A 17,878-nucleotide genomic window follows, 5' to 3' on the forward strand; every position below is an offset into this window, starting at 1 on the left:
GTGGAATGACCGTTTCGGATCACATCACTCGTTTCAGAACAGCGGGGACAAACTACATCAATCTTTGCCATCAATCATCCAAAGGGCGAAGAATACCACAACACTAAATATGCGTCACGACCAAAAAATCTAAGCAATAACTCAAATAAACAAAGATCGATTGTTTTACAACTATTGCAGCCACAGCTTTAACTGGCTCTACAGCCACCACTCTACGTCCATAACAAGTAGCTTTGATATAGTTTCTGAAAGGGGTCAACTACTGTATTAAACCAGGCCTGACGGTAATATGATGAAATGCGCAACTGAGCGTTTATTAAGGCAGCATCCTGTGGGATGTTTAAAAATGACAGTAAATAATCCACCTGCATAGCAGGTGGCTTTGACACGGCCCACTAAAAGGGGGGCTAACTACTGTATAAACACCAACCATTACTATTCCTCTATTTCTACCTGCATAAAACCAAGTTCGTGATTATCTGCAATAGAATGAAATAAGAAAAATAATTGGTTTAGTGATTATTAAGGCAAAGCCCTACAAGAACGATCACCACCTCCAGAGGAGGTGGTTTAAGAATGACAACAAAAAAGCTGTTTTCTTACTTACTACACGTCCAGATTAGCAACCTTCAGGGCGTTTTGTTCAATAAAGGCACGACGAGGTTCAACTTCATCCCCCATCAGTGTAGTAAACAGCTGATCGGCGGCAATCGCATCTTTAATCGTTACCTGCAACATACGGCGCCCTTCCGGGTCCATCGTGGTTTCCCATAGCTGTTCCGGGTTCATCTCTCCCAGACCTTTATAGCGCTGAATTGATAGCCCACGGCGTGATTCCTTAACTAACCAGTCAAGAGCCTGTTCGAAAGTACTTACTGGCTGGCGACGCTCGCCGCGCTCAATAAAGGCTTCATTTTCAATCAAACCACGCAACTGCTCACCCAGGTGGCACATCTTGCGGTATTCACTACCCAATACAAAATCAATATTCAGGTTGTAGTCAGTGTCTACACCATGAGTCCGAACGCGAATCAACGGTTCGAAAATGGCACGTTCGCTGTTTTCCTGAACCAGAGCAATATAAGTACTGCCATGCTGTTCTTTCTCATTAAGGGTATTAACCAGTGATTCAACCCATTCCTGAGTTTTCGCTTTATCCGCCAGGACCTCTTCCGTCAGAGTTGACTGATAAACCAACTGATTAAGCAGAGCCAGTGGTGTACGACGCTCCATACGCTTGAGCATCTTCTGCACGCTGTAATACTCGGCCACCAAACGCTCCAGAGGCTCACCCGCCATTGCAGGGGCCTGTGGGTTTACAAACAGTGAAGCGCCGTCTAATGCGGTGGTGATTTGATATTGATCCATCGCTTCATCATCTTTGATGTACTGCTCTTGTTTGCCTTTCTTCACCTTATACAGCGGTGGCTGGGCAATATAGATATAACCGCGCTCAATCACTTCCGGCATTTGGCGATAGAAGAAGGTCAGCAACAGAGTACGGATGTGTGAACCATCCACGTCGGCATCGGTCATGATAATGATGCTGTGATAACGCAGCTTATCAGGATTGTATTCATCACGGCCGATACCACAACCTAATGCGGTAATCAGGGTCGCCACTTCCTGAGAAGAGAGCATCTTGTCGAAGCGCGCTTTTTCTACGTTGAGGATTTTTCCTTTCAGCGGCAAAATGGCCTGATTCTTACGGTTACGCCCCTGTTTAGCAGAGCCGCCCGCAGAGTCCCCTTCCACTAAGTAGAGTTCAGACAGTGCCGGATCGCGCTCCTGACAGTCCGCCAGTTTACCTGGCAGGCCGCCTAAATCTAATGCCCCTTTACGGCGCGTCATTTCGCGCGCTTTACGTGCTGCTTCACGAGCACGAGCCGCATCGATAATTTTGCCTACTACGATTTTGGCATCACCCGGGTTTTCCAGCAGATATTCCGACAGTTTTTCCGCCATGATGGATTCAACGGCAGATTTAACCTCTGAAGAGACCAGCTTATCTTTAGTTTGTGAAGAGAATTTAGGATCCGGCACTTTAACCGAAACCACGGCAATCAAACCTTCACGGGCATCATCGCCAGTGGCGCTAACTTTGGCTTTTTTGCTGTAACCCTCTTTTTCCATATAGTTATTCAGTGTACGGGTCATTGCGGCACGGAAACCGGCCAGGTGAGTACCACCGTCACGCTGTGGAATATTGTTGGTAAAACAGTAGATATTCTCCTGGAAGCCATCGTTCCACTGCAGAGAAACTTCTACATTGATACCGTCTTTTTCATTCTGATGCGTGAAATAGAATACGGATGGGTGAATCGGCGTTTTATTACGGTTCAGATACTCTACAAACGCCTTAATACCCCCTTCATAATGGAAGTGGTCGTGCTTATCATCACGCTCATCATTTAATTTGATGGAAACACCGGAGTTCAGGAACGACAGTTCGCGCAGGCGTTTAGCCAGAATGTCATATTGGAACTCAAGGTTAGTGGTAAAGGTGTCCGGACTTGGCCAGAAACGAATACGCGTACCGCTTCTGTCTGCGTCACCCACCACTTTCAGAGGCGCTTCCGGCACACCGCTGCGATAGATTTGCTTATGGGTTTTACCTTCACGATCGATAACCAGTTCCAGTTTGTCAGACAGCGCATTAACTACCGAAACGCCCACGCCGTGCAAACCACCGGACACTTTATAGGAGTTATCATCAAACTTACCGCCAGCGTGCAGTACGGTCATAATAACTTCCGCAGCAGAAATGCCTTCCTCTTCATGGATGCCGGTAGGAATACCACGACCATCATCCTGCACGGAAACGGAATTATCACTGTGAATGGTTACAACGATGTCTTTACAGTAGCCAGCCAGCGCTTCGTCGATTGCGTTATCGACAACCTCAAATACCATGTGGTGCAGACCGGTACCATCGTCGGTATCACCGATATACATGCCAGGACGCTTACGTACCGCATCCAGACCTTTTAAAACCTTGATACTTGAGGAATCATATGTATTCGACATTAGCGTTTCTCGCTCACTATTAATCCTGTGGTTGATGCTCTATTTTGCCATGTTCTACAGAGAACATCTTGCCCTTTTTGTCCATCATATCAGCGATCTGTTCAGCGCTGACGGCGCTGACAAAAACCTGGGCGCCGGTAGCTTTTAAACGATCCGCCAGCAGTTTGCGGCGATGGACATCAAGCTCGGAAGCAAAATCATCGATAAGATAGAGGCAACGGCGTCCGCTCTGGCGAGTTAAAAACTCCCCCTGAGCCAGGCGCAGTGCACACATCAATAATTTGAGCTGGCCGCGCGACAGCAGATCTTCCACCGGCGTTCCATCGGCACGGATACGAAAATCTGCTTTATGTGGGCCTACTGACGTATAGGTCAAAGCCCGGTCACGCTCAAACTGCCGCTCAAGAAGTTCGCCATAATCACTCTCTTTATCCCAACCGCGCTGGAAGGAGAACGACAGGTTAAACTCCGGTAAAAACTCAGCACAGGTTGCGGTAATATCCTGTGCAATCGCTTCTGCATACGCTGCACGCCATTCACTGATACGCATTGCCAGCGGGATGAGTTCCTGATCCCACGGACGAATTTGTGAATAGCGATGAGTTTGACGCAGCGCTGCGTTTCGCTGTTTCAACAACCGTCTGAGATTGCTCCAGCCATGAAAAAAGTGTGGCTCACTATGGAAACAGCCCCAGTCCAAAAATGCCCGCCGAAATTTAGGGCCACCATTGAGTAAAGTGAATCCTTCCGGCGTAATTAACTGAATGGGTAATAGTTGGGCCAGTTCAGAGACTTTATGGTCATCACTGCCATCAATACGAACTTTGGTATCACCAAGGCGGCTTTTACGTAACCCAACCGATAACTCCCGTTCATTACCGGCTATTCTACCATGTAATACGAATTCTTGCTGCTCATGCCGAACAACCCGTCCGGTTTGCAGGCTGCGAAAAGCGCGACCATGACCAAGCGTATATACTGCTTCCAGTACGCTGGTCTTGCCGCTGCCGTTAGGGCCGACAAAGAAATTGAAACCGGCGGACGGTGCGAGATCCGCCGATTCGATATTGCGGAAGTCATTAATCAATAAGCGGGTTAAAGCCATTCAGTGGTACAGTAGCCCCGTTTACAGACGCATTGGCATAACAACATAGGCTGCACTGGTGTTAGCACAATCCTCTATTTGTACGCTGGATACTGAGTCAGTTAGTAATAAACGCACATCTTCACACTTAAGTGCATTCAACACATCCAGCACATAGCTGACGTTAAAACCGATTTCCAGATCGGTACCGCCATATACCACGTCCAGAATCTCTTCAGCTTCTTCCTGCTCCGGGTTATTGGCCGTGATTTTCAGCTGATTCTGGTTCAGATACAGACGTACACCGCGGAACTTCTCATTGGAAAGAATTGCCGCTCGGGAGAATGCCTGCTTTAATTCATCACAGTTAGCTTCCAACGTTTTATCCGGGTTTTTTGGCAGTACGCGGCGGTAGTCAGGGAAACGTCCATCAACCAGCTTGGAAGTGAAAATAAAGTCACCAACATGAGCGCGAATATTATTACTGCCGATTTGCAGGCGCACGTCACCATTACTGTTATCCAGCAGGCGAACCAGCTCCAGAACCCCTTTACGCGGTACGATAACGTCGTGAGGAGGCAGTTTCTGCCCTACGGGCATTGAACACACCGCCAGACGATGACCGTCGGTAGCGACTGTACGCAACTCTTCATCTTCGGTTTCAAACATCATGCCGTTAAGATAGTAACGAACATCCTGATGTGCCATAGAAAACTGAGTGGCTTCAATTAAGCGCTTCAGCGTTGGCTGAGGCAGCGTAAACTCTACTTCACTCTTCCAGTCATCCAGATTCGGATAGTCTGATGCAGGTAAAGTGGAGAGAGAGAAGCGGCTACGGCCTGAACGCACCAGAATGCGATCGTTTTCCTGAGTAATGCTAATTTCCGCACCATCGGGCAACCCACGACAGATATCGAGAAATTTACGTGCAGGAACGGTAATCGCACCCGGCTCATGAGGCTGAGTCAGGTTAATACGCGCCACCATCTCCATTTCAAGATCGGTACCGGTAAGTGACAGATAACCGTCTGTAACTTGAATCAGAAGGTTACCAAGAATAGGCAGCGTTGGGCGGCCACCCAGCGGGCTGCTGACTTGCTGCAGCGGCTTAATTAAATGTTCACGGTCAATGATAAATTTCATAAGCGTTATGATGATAATGTTCTGATTAAGTTAGAGAAATCTTCTTTGATGTCGTGGCTTTCCTCTCGCAACTGCTCTATTTTACGACAGGCGTGCAGCACGGTGGTGTGATCCCGGCCGCCAAACGCATCACCGATTTCCGGTAAGCTGTGGTTGGTCAACTCTTTAGCCAGTGCCATCGCCATCTGGCGCGGGCGGGCTACAGAACGGGAACGCCGTTTAGACAGCAAATCAGCGATCTTAATTTTGTAATATTCTGCTACCGTTTTTTGGATATTATCTATAGTAACCAGCTTTTCTTGCAGCGCCAGTAAATCCCGCAGGGCCTCACGCACAAAGTCAATGGTAATGGCGCGCCCGGTGAAATTCGCATTGGCAATCACCCGGTTTAATGCCCCTTCCAGTTCCCGGACATTAGAACGCAGGCGCTTGGCAATAAAGAAGGCGACTTCTGCCGGCAGTCGGATATCGTTCTCATCTGCCTTCTTCATTAATATAGCTACTCGGGTTTCCAGCTCCGGCGGCTCAATGGCTACCGTCAACCCCCAGCCGAAGCGAGATTTCAGACGATCTTCAACACCATTGATCTCTTTCGGGTAACGGTCAGAGGTAAGAATAATTTGTTGGTTGCCTTCCAGCAACGCATTAAACGTATGAAAGAATTCTTCCTGTGAACGCTCTTTATTAGCAAAAAACTGAATATCATCAATGAGCAATGCATCAACAGAACGATAGTAACGCTTAAACTCTTCAATGGCGTTATTTTGCAATGCTTTTACCATATCCTGAACAAAACGCTCAGAATGCATATAAACCACTTTGGCATTTGGCTTACGCTCAATAATGCCATTACCAACCGCATGTAACAGGTGAGTTTTACCCAACCCGGTTCCACCGTATAAGAACAGCGGGTTATAAGCGCCGCCCGGGTTATCTGCAACCTGGCGGGCAGCGGCCCGGGCCAGTTGGTTAGATTTACCCTCAACGAAGTTATCAAACTGATGTTTAGGATTTACCCCTGAGCGATAAAAAAGCTCCGGCTGTGCCGAAGTGCTTTCCCAACTTGGACGAACCGCAGCAGGGCGTGCGGCACCAGTCTGCCCACTTCCATTCGCACTCACTTTCGCCGGACGATCGATCTGAGTCAGTGGTTTGGTACCCACTTCAAAACGCAGTTGAGGTACATCAGTACCGCAAAAGTCATTTAATAATGCATTAATATTATTCAGATATTTATCGCGAACCCAATCAAGAACAAATCGATTAGGTGCGTAAAGGGCGAGTGTATCGTCACTCAGTTCCGCCTGTAACGGACGGATCCACATGCTGAATTCGGTGGCAGGTAATTCATCTTGCAGTCGGGCAAGGCACTGCTGCCAAAGAGAAAGTGACACGGCGAACTCCACTCGAACAAAAGATCAATAACAAAGACAGAGAAACATCAACGAATTTAACGCATCTTCCTCTACCGCTTACAACATACTTCTTATTTTATTTAGAACATACAGACAGTTGCGCCTGAGGGCGGGCCAGCCAACTGGTAAAATTGTCCGATGAAAACCCGATATCACTCTCGATCTTACGGTTGGGATCGAATCATCGGCACCGACATATGATAGCGTAAAGTCGCCCTGAGATCTTCCTTTCCATGCAGAAGACGTCGCTTTATCCACAGGATTTGAGGAGTGTACCTGAATAAATAGGATAAGTTGTCACTTAGATCAAAAACTACTGATAAAAAATAGTAAAGATAAGCCCGTCGCGACAACTCATTGAAAAAAGATCGCCGGGAAGTGTTGTTTTTGCCGCTACTGTGGATAACCTCTGGCACCAGGGATCCTCTCGACGATCGCTATTCCGATCCCATATAGATGAAAAGGATCTATTCACGATCCTTGCGATTTTTCAGGGAGTACGTATAATCCTCAGCCCTACTTGTGGCGCTTCTCGCTCTTCAGGTTTTATCGCTTTCTCAAATCCTGCATTACCTTTTTTAATATTAAAGGTGAGGCAAGGGGCAGAAAAGGCCGAAAAACTGGAGATCGTAGTAGTAACTACGAGTTTTTATACAGAGATAAGCGTTCTGAATTGACTCGGGGCTGTACAATTATTACAATCCCGCCTCTTTGTACATTGTGATTGAGGCGTCGGTCGTTTTCACGTCGGGTAGCCAAACGCATTGACAGTAATAATTAAGATTTAGGTAGAGATCGCCATGAAACGCACTTTTCAACCGTCCGTATTAAAGCGTAACCGTAGCCACGGTTTCCGCGCACGTATGGCAACTAAAAACGGCCGTCAGGTTCTGGCTCGTCGTCGTGCTAAAGGCCGTGCTCGTTTAACTGTTGCCGGTTAATCGAGTTAACCATCTGTGTGGTTAAGCTTAAGCTAGCATTCCCCAGGGAGTTACGTTTGTTAACTCCCAGTACTTTCACATTTGTTTTTCAGCAACCGCAACGAGCCGGTAGTCCTCAAATCACCATTCTTGGCCGACTAAATACGCTGGGTCACCCGCGCCTTGGTCTAACTGTTGCAAAAAAATACGTGAAACGAGCTCATGAACGTAACCGAATTAAACGCCTCACCCGCGAAAGTTTTCGTACACGCCAGCATGATCTCCCCTCCATGGATTTTATTGTAATAGCCAAAAAAGGTATTGCCGATCTGGATAATTGCGCACTGACAGAAACATTGGATAAGTTATGGCGTCGTCATTGTCGGCTGGTTCCCGCATCTTGATTATGTTGATTCGGGGTTATCAACTGGTAATCAGCCCGTTACTTGGGCCACATTGCCGGTTTCGTCCTACCTGTTCTCAATACGGAATTGAGGCATTGAGCAGGTTTGGCGTAGTGAAAGGTAGTTGGTTGACAATCAAACGCGTATTAAAATGCCATCCTTTACATGCGGGTGGTGATGATCCAGTTCCGCCTAACAATACTGACCATAATAGAGAACATTAATAATGGATTCTCAACGTAATCTTCTTCTTGTCGCCCTGCTGTTTGTCACTTTTTTGATTTGGCAGGCATGGGAAACAGATAATGCACCACAGCCAGCACCAACGGCGCAGAAAACCACGGCTACCGCCGCTGCTGGATCTGCCAGCTCCACTCAGTCAGAACTGGCTGCAGGTGAAGGCGGACTGATCACGGTAAAAACTGACGTTCTTTCTATGACTATCAACACCCGCGGTGGCGATATTCAGGAAGCCGATCTGTCAGCTTACCCTGATACTTTAGGTTCAAAGCAACCGTTCAGACTGCTGGAAAAAGCACCTGATTTTGCTTATCAGGCACTTAGCGGTCTGGTAGGTAAAAATGGTCCGGACAACCCGGCTAACGGTCCTCGTCCGCTTTATACCACGACACAAGACGTATTTGAGCTGGCTGATGGTCAAAACGAACTGACAGTTCCGATGACGTATACCGACAGCAACGGTGTGAAATACACCAAGACCTTCGTATTCAAACGTGGTGAATACGTGGTTAACGTCAACTACCTTGTGAACAATACCAGCCAGCAACCAATGGATGTTGTGCTGTTTGGCCAGCTGAAGCAAACCGCTAAACTGCCAAAAGTCCGTGACAATGGTAGCAATAACTTTGCACTGCATACCTATCGTGGCGCAGCGTACTCTTCAGATGGCAACAAATATAAGAAATACAGTTTTGATGATATCGCCGATGAGAACCTGAAAATCGATACTAAAGGTGGTTGGGTTGCCATGCTGCAGCAATATTTTGCTACTGCCTGGATCCCAAATCGTGACAGCCAAAGCACCTTCTTTACCACTCATGGTGATGATGGTCAGTCATCTATCAGCTTCAGAAATGCGCCGGTAATTATCCAGCCGGGTGCGTCTGAACAACTGGGCGCTCAACTGTGGGTTGGTCCTGAAATTCAGAACCAAATGGCTGCCGTTGCTGAACATCTGGATCTGACGGTTGATTACGGTTGGTTATGGTTTATTTCTCAGCCGCTGTTTAAGTTACTGAAATTTATTCAGGGCTTTGTTGGTAACTGGGGCTTCTCCATCATTGTTATCACCTTTATCGTGCGTGGTATCATGTACCCGCTGACTAAAGCACAATACACCTCCATGGCCAAGATGAAGCTGTTACAGCCGAAGCTACAGGCAATGCGTGAACGTATTGGTGATGACAAACAGCGCATGAGTCAGGAAATGATGGCGCTGTACAAAGAAGAAAAAGTTAACCCGCTGGGCGGTTGTTTACCATTAATCATTCAGATGCCAATCTTCCTGGCACTGTATTATATGTTGATGGGCTCCGTTGAACTGCGTCATGCGCCGTTTGCCCTGTGGATTCATGACTTATCTGCACAGGATCCGTACTACATTCTGCCGCTGTTAATGGGCGGTACGATGTTCCTGATCCAGAAGATGTCACCAACGCCGGTGACAGACCCGATGCAGCAGAAAATCATGACTTACATGCCGGTTATTTTCACCGTCTTCTTCCTGTGGTTCCCATCAGGTCTGGTTCTGTACTATATCGTGAGTAACCTGGTTACAATTATCCAGCAGAAACTGATCTATCGTGGTCTGGAGAAGAAAGGCCTGCATAGTCGCGATAAGAAAGACAATAAAGAGAAGAAAACCGCTTAATGCGACGGTAAGACCTCAGCAATATGCTTGATAAAAGGCGGTCTCCATTGAAGTGACCGCCTTTTTTATATAATGATTTCATACACTTTTCAGAGAACCGAATCATGAATACAACCGATACTATCGTAGCCCAAGCCACCCCTCCGGGACGCGGCGGCGTCGGCATACTTCGGGTTTCTGGAAAGCAGGCTGCAGAAGTGGCAATGCAGCTATTGGGCAAAATTCCGCAACCTCGCTATGCGGACTATTTACCATTCAGGGATGTGGACGGCACCATTCTCGATCAGGGAATTGCGCTCTACTTCCCGGGCCCAAACTCTTTTACCGGTGAAGATGTACTGGAGCTACAAGGGCACGGTGGTCCGGTAATTCTCGATTTATTGCTGAAACGAATTCTGATGTTACCGGATGTACGCATTGCCCGTCCCGGTGAATTTTCTGAACGCGCCTTTCTGAACGATAAGCTGGATCTGGCACAGGCAGAAGCTATTGCCGATTTGATTGACGCCAGCTCAGAGCAGGCTGCCCGTTCAGCGGTCAATTCATTGCAGGGCGTGTTCTCCAACCGGGTCCACCAATTAGTGGAAGCACTCACTCACTTACGCATCTATGTTGAGGCGGCAATTGATTTTCCTGATGAAGAGATCGATTTTCTTTCTGATGGCAAGATTGAAGCCCAGCTTCAGCAGGTTATGAAAGCGCTAAACGGCGTAAGGGCCGAAGCCCGTCAGGGAAGCCTGCTGCGTGAAGGGATGAAGGTGGTTATTGCCGGGCGCCCTAATGCCGGTAAATCCAGCCTGTTAAACGCGCTGGCGGGCCGTGAAGCCGCTATCGTGACCGATATTGCAGGTACCACCCGTGACGTACTGCGTGAGCATATTCATATTGACGGTATGCCGCTGCATATTATTGATACCGCTGGCCTGCGTGAAGCCGGTGATGAAGTCGAGCGTATTGGTATTGAACGGGCATGGAATGAGATAGAACAGGCCGACCGGGTACTGTTTATGGTTGATGGCACCACCACTGACGCAACTGAACCTGAGCATATCTGGCCGGAGTTTATGGCTCGCTTACCCAAGACCCTGCCCATTACCGTAGTGCGCAATAAGGCCGATTTAACCGGAGAAATGCTGGGTATCAGCGAAGTGAATAGTCACTCACTTATCCGTCTGTCAGCACGCACGGGGGAAGGTGTAGAGGCCCTACGTAATCATCTTAAAGAGAGCATGGGCTTTACCAGTAATACTGAAGGGGGCTTTCTGGCCCGTCGTCGCCACCTGCAAGCGTTGGAGACCGCAGCACAGCATCTTGACCAAGGTATGGATCAGTTAGTAAGCGCTCGCGCAGGAGAATTACTGGCGGAAGAACTTCGTCAGGCTCAACAGGCACTCAGCGAAATTACCGGTGAGTTTACCTCTGATGATTTGTTAGGAAGAATTTTCTCGAGTTTTTGTATCGGGAAGTAAAATAGTAAAACGTATCAAACCAAATCAAAACAACATTATGATTTTAAAATAATTTTGTTTTACTTGGTGGGAAGTAATTTGAAGGGTTTTGTCGATTCTTGCTCCGTATGTGCTCCGAAGATAAATTCTGGAGCACATGCGGAGCACAAGATGATAAAAACCTATGAAAATCAATATACAAAAGCGAGAACCAGATAAAAATGGCCTGCGCCCCATCAGGCTCGTGTACTATTACGGCTCAAAGACCTCGGAAGACGGTTCAAGAGCTCAAAAGCGCTCTTACGAACCGCTGAATCTATTCCTCTACAACAAGCCAAAAAACGCAGTTGAGCGTGAGCACAACAAAACCACATTGCAAAAAGCCGAGGCCATTCGTGCCAAACGCCTGCTAGAAATGGAATCTGCCAAACATGGATTGGATGACCGCACCAAACTCAATGCCAGCTTCTTTGATTACTTCAATCAAATAGCAGCAAGTAAAGCATCCGGTAGTAAATCCAATTACTCAATTTGGATTTCAGCGAGCATCCATCTCCACCGTTATCACCGCCACGCAGAACTCACTTTTGAACAGGTAGATAAATACTTTTTGGAAGGGTTCCGCCATTACCTACAGCATGAGGCAATAACAAAATCAGACACCGGCCTATCTAGGAATACCGCCTGTAGCTACTTCAATAAAATTCGGGCAGCACTCAACCAAGCGCAACGAGACCGAATCATCAGAGATAACCCTGTTGAACAAGTCAAATCCATCAAAGCAGAGAGGACACAGCGTACTTACCTCACTCTTGATGAGGTAAAGGCTCTTACCAAGGCTGAATGCCGTTACGATGTACTACGGAGAGCATTTCTGTTCTCCTGCACGACTGGACTGCGCTGGTCAGACATTCATAAACTGGTGTGGGGTGAAATTGAACTATTTGCTCAAGGGCACTACCGAATAATCTTTTCCCAGATAAAGCTCAAAAACTCGGGCAATGGCCTGCAATATCTCGACTTACCGGATTCAGCAGTACGTTTGCTCAACTTGGAAAACAGGGGAAAACCGACAGAACGGGTTTTTAAGGGCTTACGTTACGACAGTTACAGCAACGTCGCGCTAATGCAGTGGGCTGTACGTGCCGGGATAACCAAACACGTGACCTTTCATGCAGGCCGCCACACCTTTGCTGTGAACCAACTGGCCCGAGGCCTAGACATCTATTCCCTTTCCAGATTGCTTGGCCACAGCGAACTCAGGACAACAGAAATCTACGCAGATATTCTGGAAACCCGCCGCACAGAGGCCATGCGGACCTTTCCTGATATCTTCGATGAGTCATCAGACTAAGAGCATTATTTGTCGGAAGACAATATAGGGGTGAACAAGTCACCCCAAGGATAGAAACTTTATTCCTCTCCCACACAATCAGTGAGTTTACTCACTTAGCGAGATGTCCAAAAGGATCAGAACAATAGTCCCGACGACAGGATTAACAATCAGTTAGGGGTGGAAATGGGGGTTAAGGTTCAAGAGTGTTCCAAAAGGCTTCACCTGCGACTAACTTGGACTTTTCAGGTTTTCCTAGACCGCCGAGCTGTCCGATATAAAAACAATGGCCGTTATAGAGTTTTCTGTAACGGCCTTATTGTTAGGCTTTCGGTTTAATAAATAAATGGGTCTGTTTTTTATCCAAGTCAATCACCTGCTGATATTCTGCTCTTAATTTATCTGCCTCGGGACAGTCCCTATTCGCAACTTTATTTACAGGCGGTACATAGAGGTATGAGGGATAAGTCGTATTTAGGGCATTTAGTTTATCTAGCAGAACCAGCTCACCGCATGTACTAACTGTCGTTGTTACTACTACATAATCACCTGACTCAAATGATTGACCAAATAAGGATGAAGCCTGTTCTGCATTTAATGTCGACTTAGGTACAGACACACCATAGGTTAAATATGACCATTCAGCTTCTTTTTTGTAAGGTGGTAGTTGGGCTTTTGCATTCTTAACAAACATTGGATGAGTCATTTGGCTCCCAATTTTGACGCTTCCAATCTTATATTCTGTTCCTATATCTTTCGCTAAATAATCAGATAATTGCTGGGAGTGACTTATTAATTCAGAAGCAGGAATTACTTGGATCAGATTAAACCAAGCCAAGGGCTTTTTGTTCGTAGAGCCAAGAAAGAACAAACCAGCATTCAATAAACCACCACTTAATCCACTACCACCAAATGCACCAATACCAGCTGTACCTGCAGCCATATTCAACGCCATGACAGAGCCTGAAGAACCATTAACCTTTTCCCAATCTTCAGCCGATACTTCGACGTCCTGAGTGTTTTTATTGCCTCCAGCTGCTTTTAGCACTTTTAGAGCAAACGAATCATCCGCTTGAATGGCTAATTGATCGAATGACTTTGTATCAGATGCACTTGCTACCACGGAGAAAAATGCTGAACTAGCGACTAACACTGATAATGCGATTATTGATTTTTTCATGTCGAACTCCTGCTTCGTGTTACCAAAGATGGTAACACGAAGCTATAAACTGGCAATTTTATTGAATTTTAAGAACTCTGTATAAAAAAAGGTATAAAGAAAAGGGCACCTCGACAGTGCCCTCCATCAACCATATAAGATCGTTAGTTTTTACAGCCGTTCTTATCACATGTGATTTTCTCGTGGGAATTAACCCAGTGATCAGCATTTTTCTTCGTATCAGTGCCGCAGCCAGTGTTGCCGCCTTTAGCACCGCTGTGTACAACACCTGTTGGAGTATGTTTTACAGACATATGACCATCCCTAGCTAATGATTTGTTTTTAAATGCGCATTCGCACGCACATTAAGACTTAGTCATTAAAGCTTGAACTGTCAATTCGACGAGTAACCGTTACATGTCACAGTTAAAGAACGTGACATGTAACGCATCCAACCATTCCTATTTATTTTCAAAAGGTTAAACCTCAACCTAATATCTCCGGCCATACAATTTCCGGTTAGCCACTAGATGATCAGCAGCGGCTTTATCAATCTCATCAGAAGACGCCACACGATTACTCTGCAACCAAGCCAAGATATCTGCTCGCCTGAAGAACACCCGATTGCCATTAGGTTTGAAAAATGGGATCTTGCGTTCGTGAGTCAACCGGTACAAAGTGCTTTTCTTTAACCCTGTCAGCTCAGCACATTCCTCAACTGTCAGGATTTCCTTTGTTGTGTCAGGACGTTGCTCGTTTTTGATATGATCGGTAATCAGTTTTTTAAGCAATGACATATCCATCAGCATGCGCTGAAGCATCTCTTTTTCAGTCATGTTGATACTCCTTTACCTCAAAATCGAACAGGGAAATGTGGGAAAGTGGGAACACTGAGCTAGTCGTCATGTTCAACCCTCTCTAAATCTTCAAGATGGCGCCTAACTTGGTCAGGTTTGAGCGCAAAAAAACGTTGAAACTCACCATTAATCCGCGTCTTATAGGTTCCCCTAGAGCGCTCATTCGTTACCAAGCAATTGCGTTGTAACAGCACCTCCACTTCCCTCATGTAATGGGTCGGCAGTCCGAGCCGCTTCAGGAAGTGCGATTTATAAATCAACCACAACTCACATCCCTCGTGCGAGCGTCGAAAACCAGCTCCCCCATGACCTCTCGCTTGCTCAATATCACTGAGACTGCGCTCCCAGACTTTCATTGCTCGTTCCAGCGCTTTGAGAAGCCGGAATTCCTCGGAATTTCTGGAGTGGCCTCGATTGTCCAGCCAAGCCTTCAAGGTTCGGTGGACGGCTGCCAAGGACTCTTCCTCGCTCCAAGGGAGGATAAAATTCCTACTACCGAGACAAAGTGCCGCCCCGATGAGGGCAAACCGCCTGATGACTCGTTGCACCTGCGATGCCATCTGGTCGCTTATCCAAATACCGCTTAAGCGACCAATTTCGTGACTCAGGTAGCTATTCAGCTCGTCATGACGCTCGGTCAGTAACGAAATCCACTCGCGAATTACGGTGCCATGGTAGTGCTGACAAGACGATTTAAGCTCGTCCACAAATTGCTGAGAATGCTTGTGACCATGCAATTCGTCGAACGCACCGTAGGTCCCAAACACAGGGAGCTCCACCAGGCGTATCTGCTGGCCAGCGCGTAACGGTTTACCGATCTGCTGAAGTAGCTCTGCAATCCAGACTTCTCCACTACTTAACACCAGCGTTCTCCAATGAGAAGTCATGGCCAGCTCGCCGGAAACGTTGGCGCGTAGCTTCCCAGAGCCGTTCATGATCTGATAAATGGCTGTATCGATGTCTTCCGGGCGTGCCATTCCGATTTCGTCCAACGGCAACAACATGTCGTTATGCTCTGAAGAGACTGCCGCTAGTCCGTTACTGGTTGAAATCCAACTGCGGACATAGCGGTTGCTCCCATAGACGCTGGCCGCCAATTGCAACAAGGTCGTTTTCCCAGTCGACGATGCGCCAACCAGATGAATGGCGCCATTTTCCATACCAGAAGATGCGATTAGTGGGGCAGCCAGCGCCGTTCCAATACTGAAAATTGCTAACGGGTTGCCTCGGCATAGCTGACCGACATAAGTCTGCCAATCGCTGAGACTTCCGGATTCCTCTAACGTTGTAGAACCAGATAGCTGACCTACGAAATGGTGCGGTTCGTCAGCTGAACCGATAGTCCAGTTACTGGTTGCAAACACTGAACCATGCCAGCCTGTTCGATTAACCACTGTCGCCGGAGCAGCAAGAGCCATCTGCTCTATTAGATAATGTTGAAGCCTACTCCAACTTGACTGGCCAGGAGTTAAAGGATACCCAGTATCGACCAGCATATCCCTGATCTGACGTGCATTATCACTATTCAGGTCTCTGGCATACACAACTTCACGTAACCTAACCCCATCAAAATTTTGCCACTCTAGCAGCGCTCCATGCCCATGTCGTTTGTCAGTTAAACGAGTGCGAGCCAACACCTGAATCCAACCACCTATTCGCAGCCACCGATCAGAGGACAAGCAATAGAGCCCATCATCCTGCAACTTATATTGCATCACTAACCCCCATCACAAATCACTCAACCAAGCTGTGATGTCGCTGTACCGAAAGCGAACAGTACGACCATTGGGATTGGGTTTTATTGGAGGAGGAAAACGTCCATCGCGCACGTAACGGCGAAGTGTGGCTTGTGACGTTTGCAAAACGTCACAAGCCACACTTCAGCATAAGTCAGTAACCGTTCTTCTTGTTTAGGTTGGTTATTACCCGTCATGATGACTCCTGTTTATTATCTAACTTGCAGGAGCAATCATCTCGAAAAAGACAAACTAAGCAGACCGCTGGAACTGCCCTTTTTGGGAACTTCAATAATAAATTTCAACACGCTGATATTTAATGACATTTATTCAATATATAGATAAAAACAGCCTCTAAGGAGCAAAAAGCTAAGCCACTAATGAGTTTCTCGACATTACCGTATCAAATTGTGCGCCAGTGAATACCCAGAGAAAAAATTTCACATGTGAAAGTTTAGAGACCTAGCGATTTACACATCTTAAAGCCATGTCCCCCATAAAAAATGGAATCATTTAGCTCAGCTCTTTTGAAGATGATAGCGCTTGTATGGAATAAACCAGTCTAGATCCCCCATCAGATAATTATTTGGAAAGGGATTGGCTGGGTCTTTTGGCTAAGGCGCCACAACAAAAGACTTAGGTGCCCCAAAAGGGCATGACGACGGCGGATGAAAGTGGGTATGTAGCAATAAACTGGCTCTGTATCAACAACACAGAGGATTATGTAATGACCAAAAATCATTCATTTTTAGAACAACAGATAGCTACATTTGGTGCCGCACTAAATGGGGGAAATCAACCGCAATCTGAGTATATAGAAGCCTTCTCAAAATCATTTAAAGGACTAGAAAAACAAATTAATATTTGGGAAACCTTTATTGCCAATAGCACAAACGTAAATCAAGACGATGCTATGCTTTTTTCATTATCAGTCTCAGAGCAATATCTACACTACACCCATAAATCGACCGAAATAGAACAACTTCGCTACTACTACATAGCCCAGCGAATAGCCGATCTCTATTGGAAGCACAATCGAGACCATAGAGGGAAAGACTCACCAGGGTATCCGGGCCACTTTGGTTGCCGTGTTAGGCTGCGAGAGATGAAATTGGAAATTTTCTGGGTTTATAATGAGTTTAAGCCTAAAAAGAATTCTGACAAATACCAGGTGATCAGCCATTACCTCCCCCGTGAGGGTAATTATCGCTATCCACAAAGCACCTTTACCCGAGCACAAGATTGGGAAAAACCGGTGATTACTGCTGTTGAAGATGCTTTCTCAATAATCCGCAGAGCCAACTCAAATCTAATGCGGGTTAGACAACTGTGCCGTTGGAATGACACCAATCTATTCAAAATGGCAGGCGATATCGACGATTTTAAGATGGATAATCCTTTATAGTTATCCCCTTACAACACAGCCCTCAATTCATTCGAAATCAGGGCTGTACTATATCG

The 17,878-nt window shown here is 46.7% G+C and carries 17 protein-coding genes; 7 read left to right on the forward strand and 10 right to left on the reverse strand.

What is annotated here, in order from left to right:
- The 5 genes from LPW36_RS18010 to dnaA all read right to left on the reverse strand — a co-directional run.
- A partial coding sequence (locus LPW36_RS18010; protein ID WP_338085959.1) for an IS1 family transposase occupies positions 1-71 on the reverse strand: 71 nt, incomplete at its 3' end.
- Between the two features lie 535 nt (positions 72-606).
- Positions 607-3,027: a DNA topoisomerase (ATP-hydrolyzing) subunit B gene (gene gyrB / locus LPW36_RS14130; protein WP_230610655.1), complete on the reverse strand. Its 2,421-nt coding sequence runs from the start codon at positions 3,025-3,027 to the stop codon at positions 607-609.
- Positions 3,028-3,046: 19 nt separating this feature from the next.
- Positions 3,047-4,132 (reverse strand): DNA replication/repair protein RecF, encoded by a 1,086-nt coding sequence (gene recF, locus LPW36_RS14135; RefSeq protein WP_108900966.1) that lies wholly within the window; start codon positions 4,130-4,132, stop codon positions 3,047-3,049.
- A 21-nt stretch (positions 4,133-4,153) separates the two neighbouring features.
- Entirely contained in the window at positions 4,154-5,254 is a 1,101-nt protein-coding gene (gene dnaN, locus LPW36_RS14140) for a DNA polymerase III subunit beta (RefSeq protein ID WP_230610657.1), read from the reverse strand.
- Positions 5,255-5,259: 5 nt separating this feature from the next.
- Positions 5,260-6,648, reverse strand: coding sequence for a chromosomal replication initiator protein DnaA (gene dnaA, locus LPW36_RS14145; RefSeq protein ID WP_230610659.1), 1,389 nt, complete (start codon positions 6,646-6,648; stop codon positions 5,260-5,262).
- An 821-nt stretch (positions 6,649-7,469) separates the two neighbouring features.
- Between dnaA and rpmH the strand changes: the two genes are divergently transcribed.
- From rpmH to LPW36_RS14175, 6 genes are all read left to right on the forward strand, one after another.
- Positions 7,470-7,610, forward strand: a complete 141-nt coding sequence (gene rpmH, locus LPW36_RS14150; RefSeq protein ID WP_115458131.1) for a 50S ribosomal protein L34 — start codon at positions 7,470-7,472, stop codon at positions 7,608-7,610.
- Between the two features lie 17 nt (positions 7,611-7,627).
- The gene (rnpA, locus tag LPW36_RS14155) at positions 7,628-7,993 is read left to right on the forward strand and encodes a ribonuclease P protein component (RefSeq protein ID WP_130593539.1); all 366 of its coding nucleotides are present in this window, start codon (positions 7,628-7,630) and stop codon (positions 7,991-7,993) included.
- Complete coding sequence (gene yidD / locus LPW36_RS14160; RefSeq protein ID WP_140920591.1) at positions 7,957-8,217, forward strand: membrane protein insertion efficiency factor YidD; 261 nt, start codon at positions 7,957-7,959, stop codon at positions 8,215-8,217. The genes rnpA and yidD overlap by 37 nt, the downstream gene beginning before the upstream one ends.
- 2 nt (positions 8,218-8,219) lie before the next feature.
- Positions 8,220-9,884 carry a membrane protein insertase YidC gene (gene yidC / locus LPW36_RS14165; RefSeq protein WP_230610661.1) on the forward strand — a complete coding sequence of 555 codons (1,665 nt, stop codon included), beginning with the start codon at positions 8,220-8,222 and terminating at the stop codon, positions 9,882-9,884.
- A 104-nt stretch (positions 9,885-9,988) separates the two neighbouring features.
- Complete coding sequence (gene mnmE / locus LPW36_RS14170) at positions 9,989-11,353, forward strand: tRNA uridine-5-carboxymethylaminomethyl(34) synthesis GTPase MnmE (protein WP_230610663.1); 1,365 nt, start codon at positions 9,989-9,991, stop codon at positions 11,351-11,353.
- A 163-nt stretch (positions 11,354-11,516) separates the two neighbouring features.
- Positions 11,517-12,686 carry a site-specific integrase gene (locus LPW36_RS14175; RefSeq protein WP_230610665.1) on the forward strand — a complete coding sequence of 390 codons (1,170 nt, stop codon included), beginning with the start codon at positions 11,517-11,519 and terminating at the stop codon, positions 12,684-12,686.
- 301 nt (positions 12,687-12,987) lie between these two features.
- Here LPW36_RS14175 and LPW36_RS14180 read toward each other — a convergent pair whose 3' ends face one another.
- The 5 genes from LPW36_RS14180 to LPW36_RS14200 all read right to left on the reverse strand — a co-directional run bounded on the left by LPW36_RS14180 (position 12,988) and on the right by LPW36_RS14200 (position 16,558).
- Complete coding sequence (locus LPW36_RS14180) at positions 12,988-13,845, reverse strand: hypothetical protein (RefSeq protein ID WP_188372402.1); 858 nt, start codon at positions 13,843-13,845, stop codon at positions 12,988-12,990.
- Between the two features lie 143 nt (positions 13,846-13,988).
- Complete coding sequence (locus tag LPW36_RS14185; RefSeq protein ID WP_089066590.1) at positions 13,989-14,138, reverse strand: hypothetical protein; 150 nt, start codon at positions 14,136-14,138, stop codon at positions 13,989-13,991.
- Between the two features lie 177 nt (positions 14,139-14,315).
- Positions 14,316-14,660, reverse strand: coding sequence for a helix-turn-helix transcriptional regulator (locus LPW36_RS14190; RefSeq protein WP_000136520.1), 345 nt, complete (start codon positions 14,658-14,660; stop codon positions 14,316-14,318).
- A gap of 59 nt (positions 14,661-14,719) precedes the next feature.
- Positions 14,720-16,396, reverse strand: a complete 1,677-nt coding sequence (locus LPW36_RS14195; RefSeq protein WP_148522282.1) for a DUF927 domain-containing protein — start codon at positions 16,394-16,396, stop codon at positions 14,720-14,722.
- Between the two features lie 12 nt (positions 16,397-16,408).
- A complete protein-coding gene (locus LPW36_RS14200) occupies positions 16,409-16,558 on the reverse strand; it encodes a helix-turn-helix transcriptional regulator (protein WP_476738495.1) in 150 nt (49 codons plus the stop codon).
- A 586-nt stretch (positions 16,559-17,144) separates the two neighbouring features.
- On the opposite strand from LPW36_RS14200, the gene mobI reads away from it, so the two are divergent.
- Complete coding sequence (mobI, locus tag LPW36_RS14205; RefSeq protein WP_230610667.1) at positions 17,145-17,822, forward strand: conjugative transfer protein MobI(A/C); 678 nt, start codon at positions 17,145-17,147, stop codon at positions 17,820-17,822.
- Positions 17,823-17,878: the final 56 nt, after the last annotated feature.

The sequence above is a fragment of the Limnobaculum eriocheiris genome, assembly GCF_021010575.1.
GTDB classification, from domain to species: Bacteria; Pseudomonadota; Gammaproteobacteria; order Enterobacterales; family Enterobacteriaceae; genus Limnobaculum; species Limnobaculum eriocheiris.

Excerpts from the sequence above, each read along its gene's own strand:
- gyrB (WP_230610655.1), bottom strand. The coding sequence starts at position 3,027 with ATGTCGAATACATATGATTCCTCAAGTATCAAGGTTTTAAAAGGTCTG.
- recF (WP_108900966.1), bottom strand. The coding sequence starts at position 4,132 with ATGGCTTTAACCCGCTTATTGATTAATGACTTCCGCAATATCGAATCG.
- dnaN (WP_230610657.1), bottom strand. The coding sequence starts at position 5,254 with ATGAAATTTATCATTGACCGTGAACATTTAATTAAGCCGCTGCAGCAA.
- rpmH (WP_115458131.1), top strand. The coding sequence starts at position 7,470 with ATGAAACGCACTTTTCAACCGTCCGTATTAAAGCGTAACCGTAGCCAC.
- yidD (WP_140920591.1), top strand. The coding sequence starts at position 7,957 with ATGGCGTCGTCATTGTCGGCTGGTTCCCGCATCTTGATTATGTTGATT.
- yidC (WP_230610661.1), top strand. The coding sequence starts at position 8,220 with ATGGATTCTCAACGTAATCTTCTTCTTGTCGCCCTGCTGTTTGTCACT.
- mnmE (WP_230610663.1), top strand. The coding sequence starts at position 9,989 with ATGAATACAACCGATACTATCGTAGCCCAAGCCACCCCTCCGGGACGC.
- LPW36_RS14175 (WP_230610665.1), top strand. The coding sequence starts at position 11,517 with ATGAAAATCAATATACAAAAGCGAGAACCAGATAAAAATGGCCTGCGC.
- LPW36_RS14180 (WP_188372402.1), bottom strand. The coding sequence starts at position 13,845 with ATGAAAAAATCAATAATCGCATTATCAGTGTTAGTCGCTAGTTCAGCA.
- LPW36_RS14185 (WP_089066590.1), bottom strand. The coding sequence starts at position 14,138 with ATGTCTGTAAAACATACTCCAACAGGTGTTGTACACAGCGGTGCTAAA.
- LPW36_RS14190 (WP_000136520.1), bottom strand. The coding sequence starts at position 14,660 with ATGACTGAAAAAGAGATGCTTCAGCGCATGCTGATGGATATGTCATTG.
- LPW36_RS14195 (WP_148522282.1), bottom strand. The coding sequence starts at position 16,396 with ATGCAATATAAGTTGCAGGATGATGGGCTCTATTGCTTGTCCTCTGAT.
- mobI (WP_230610667.1), top strand. The coding sequence starts at position 17,145 with ATGACCAAAAATCATTCATTTTTAGAACAACAGATAGCTACATTTGGT.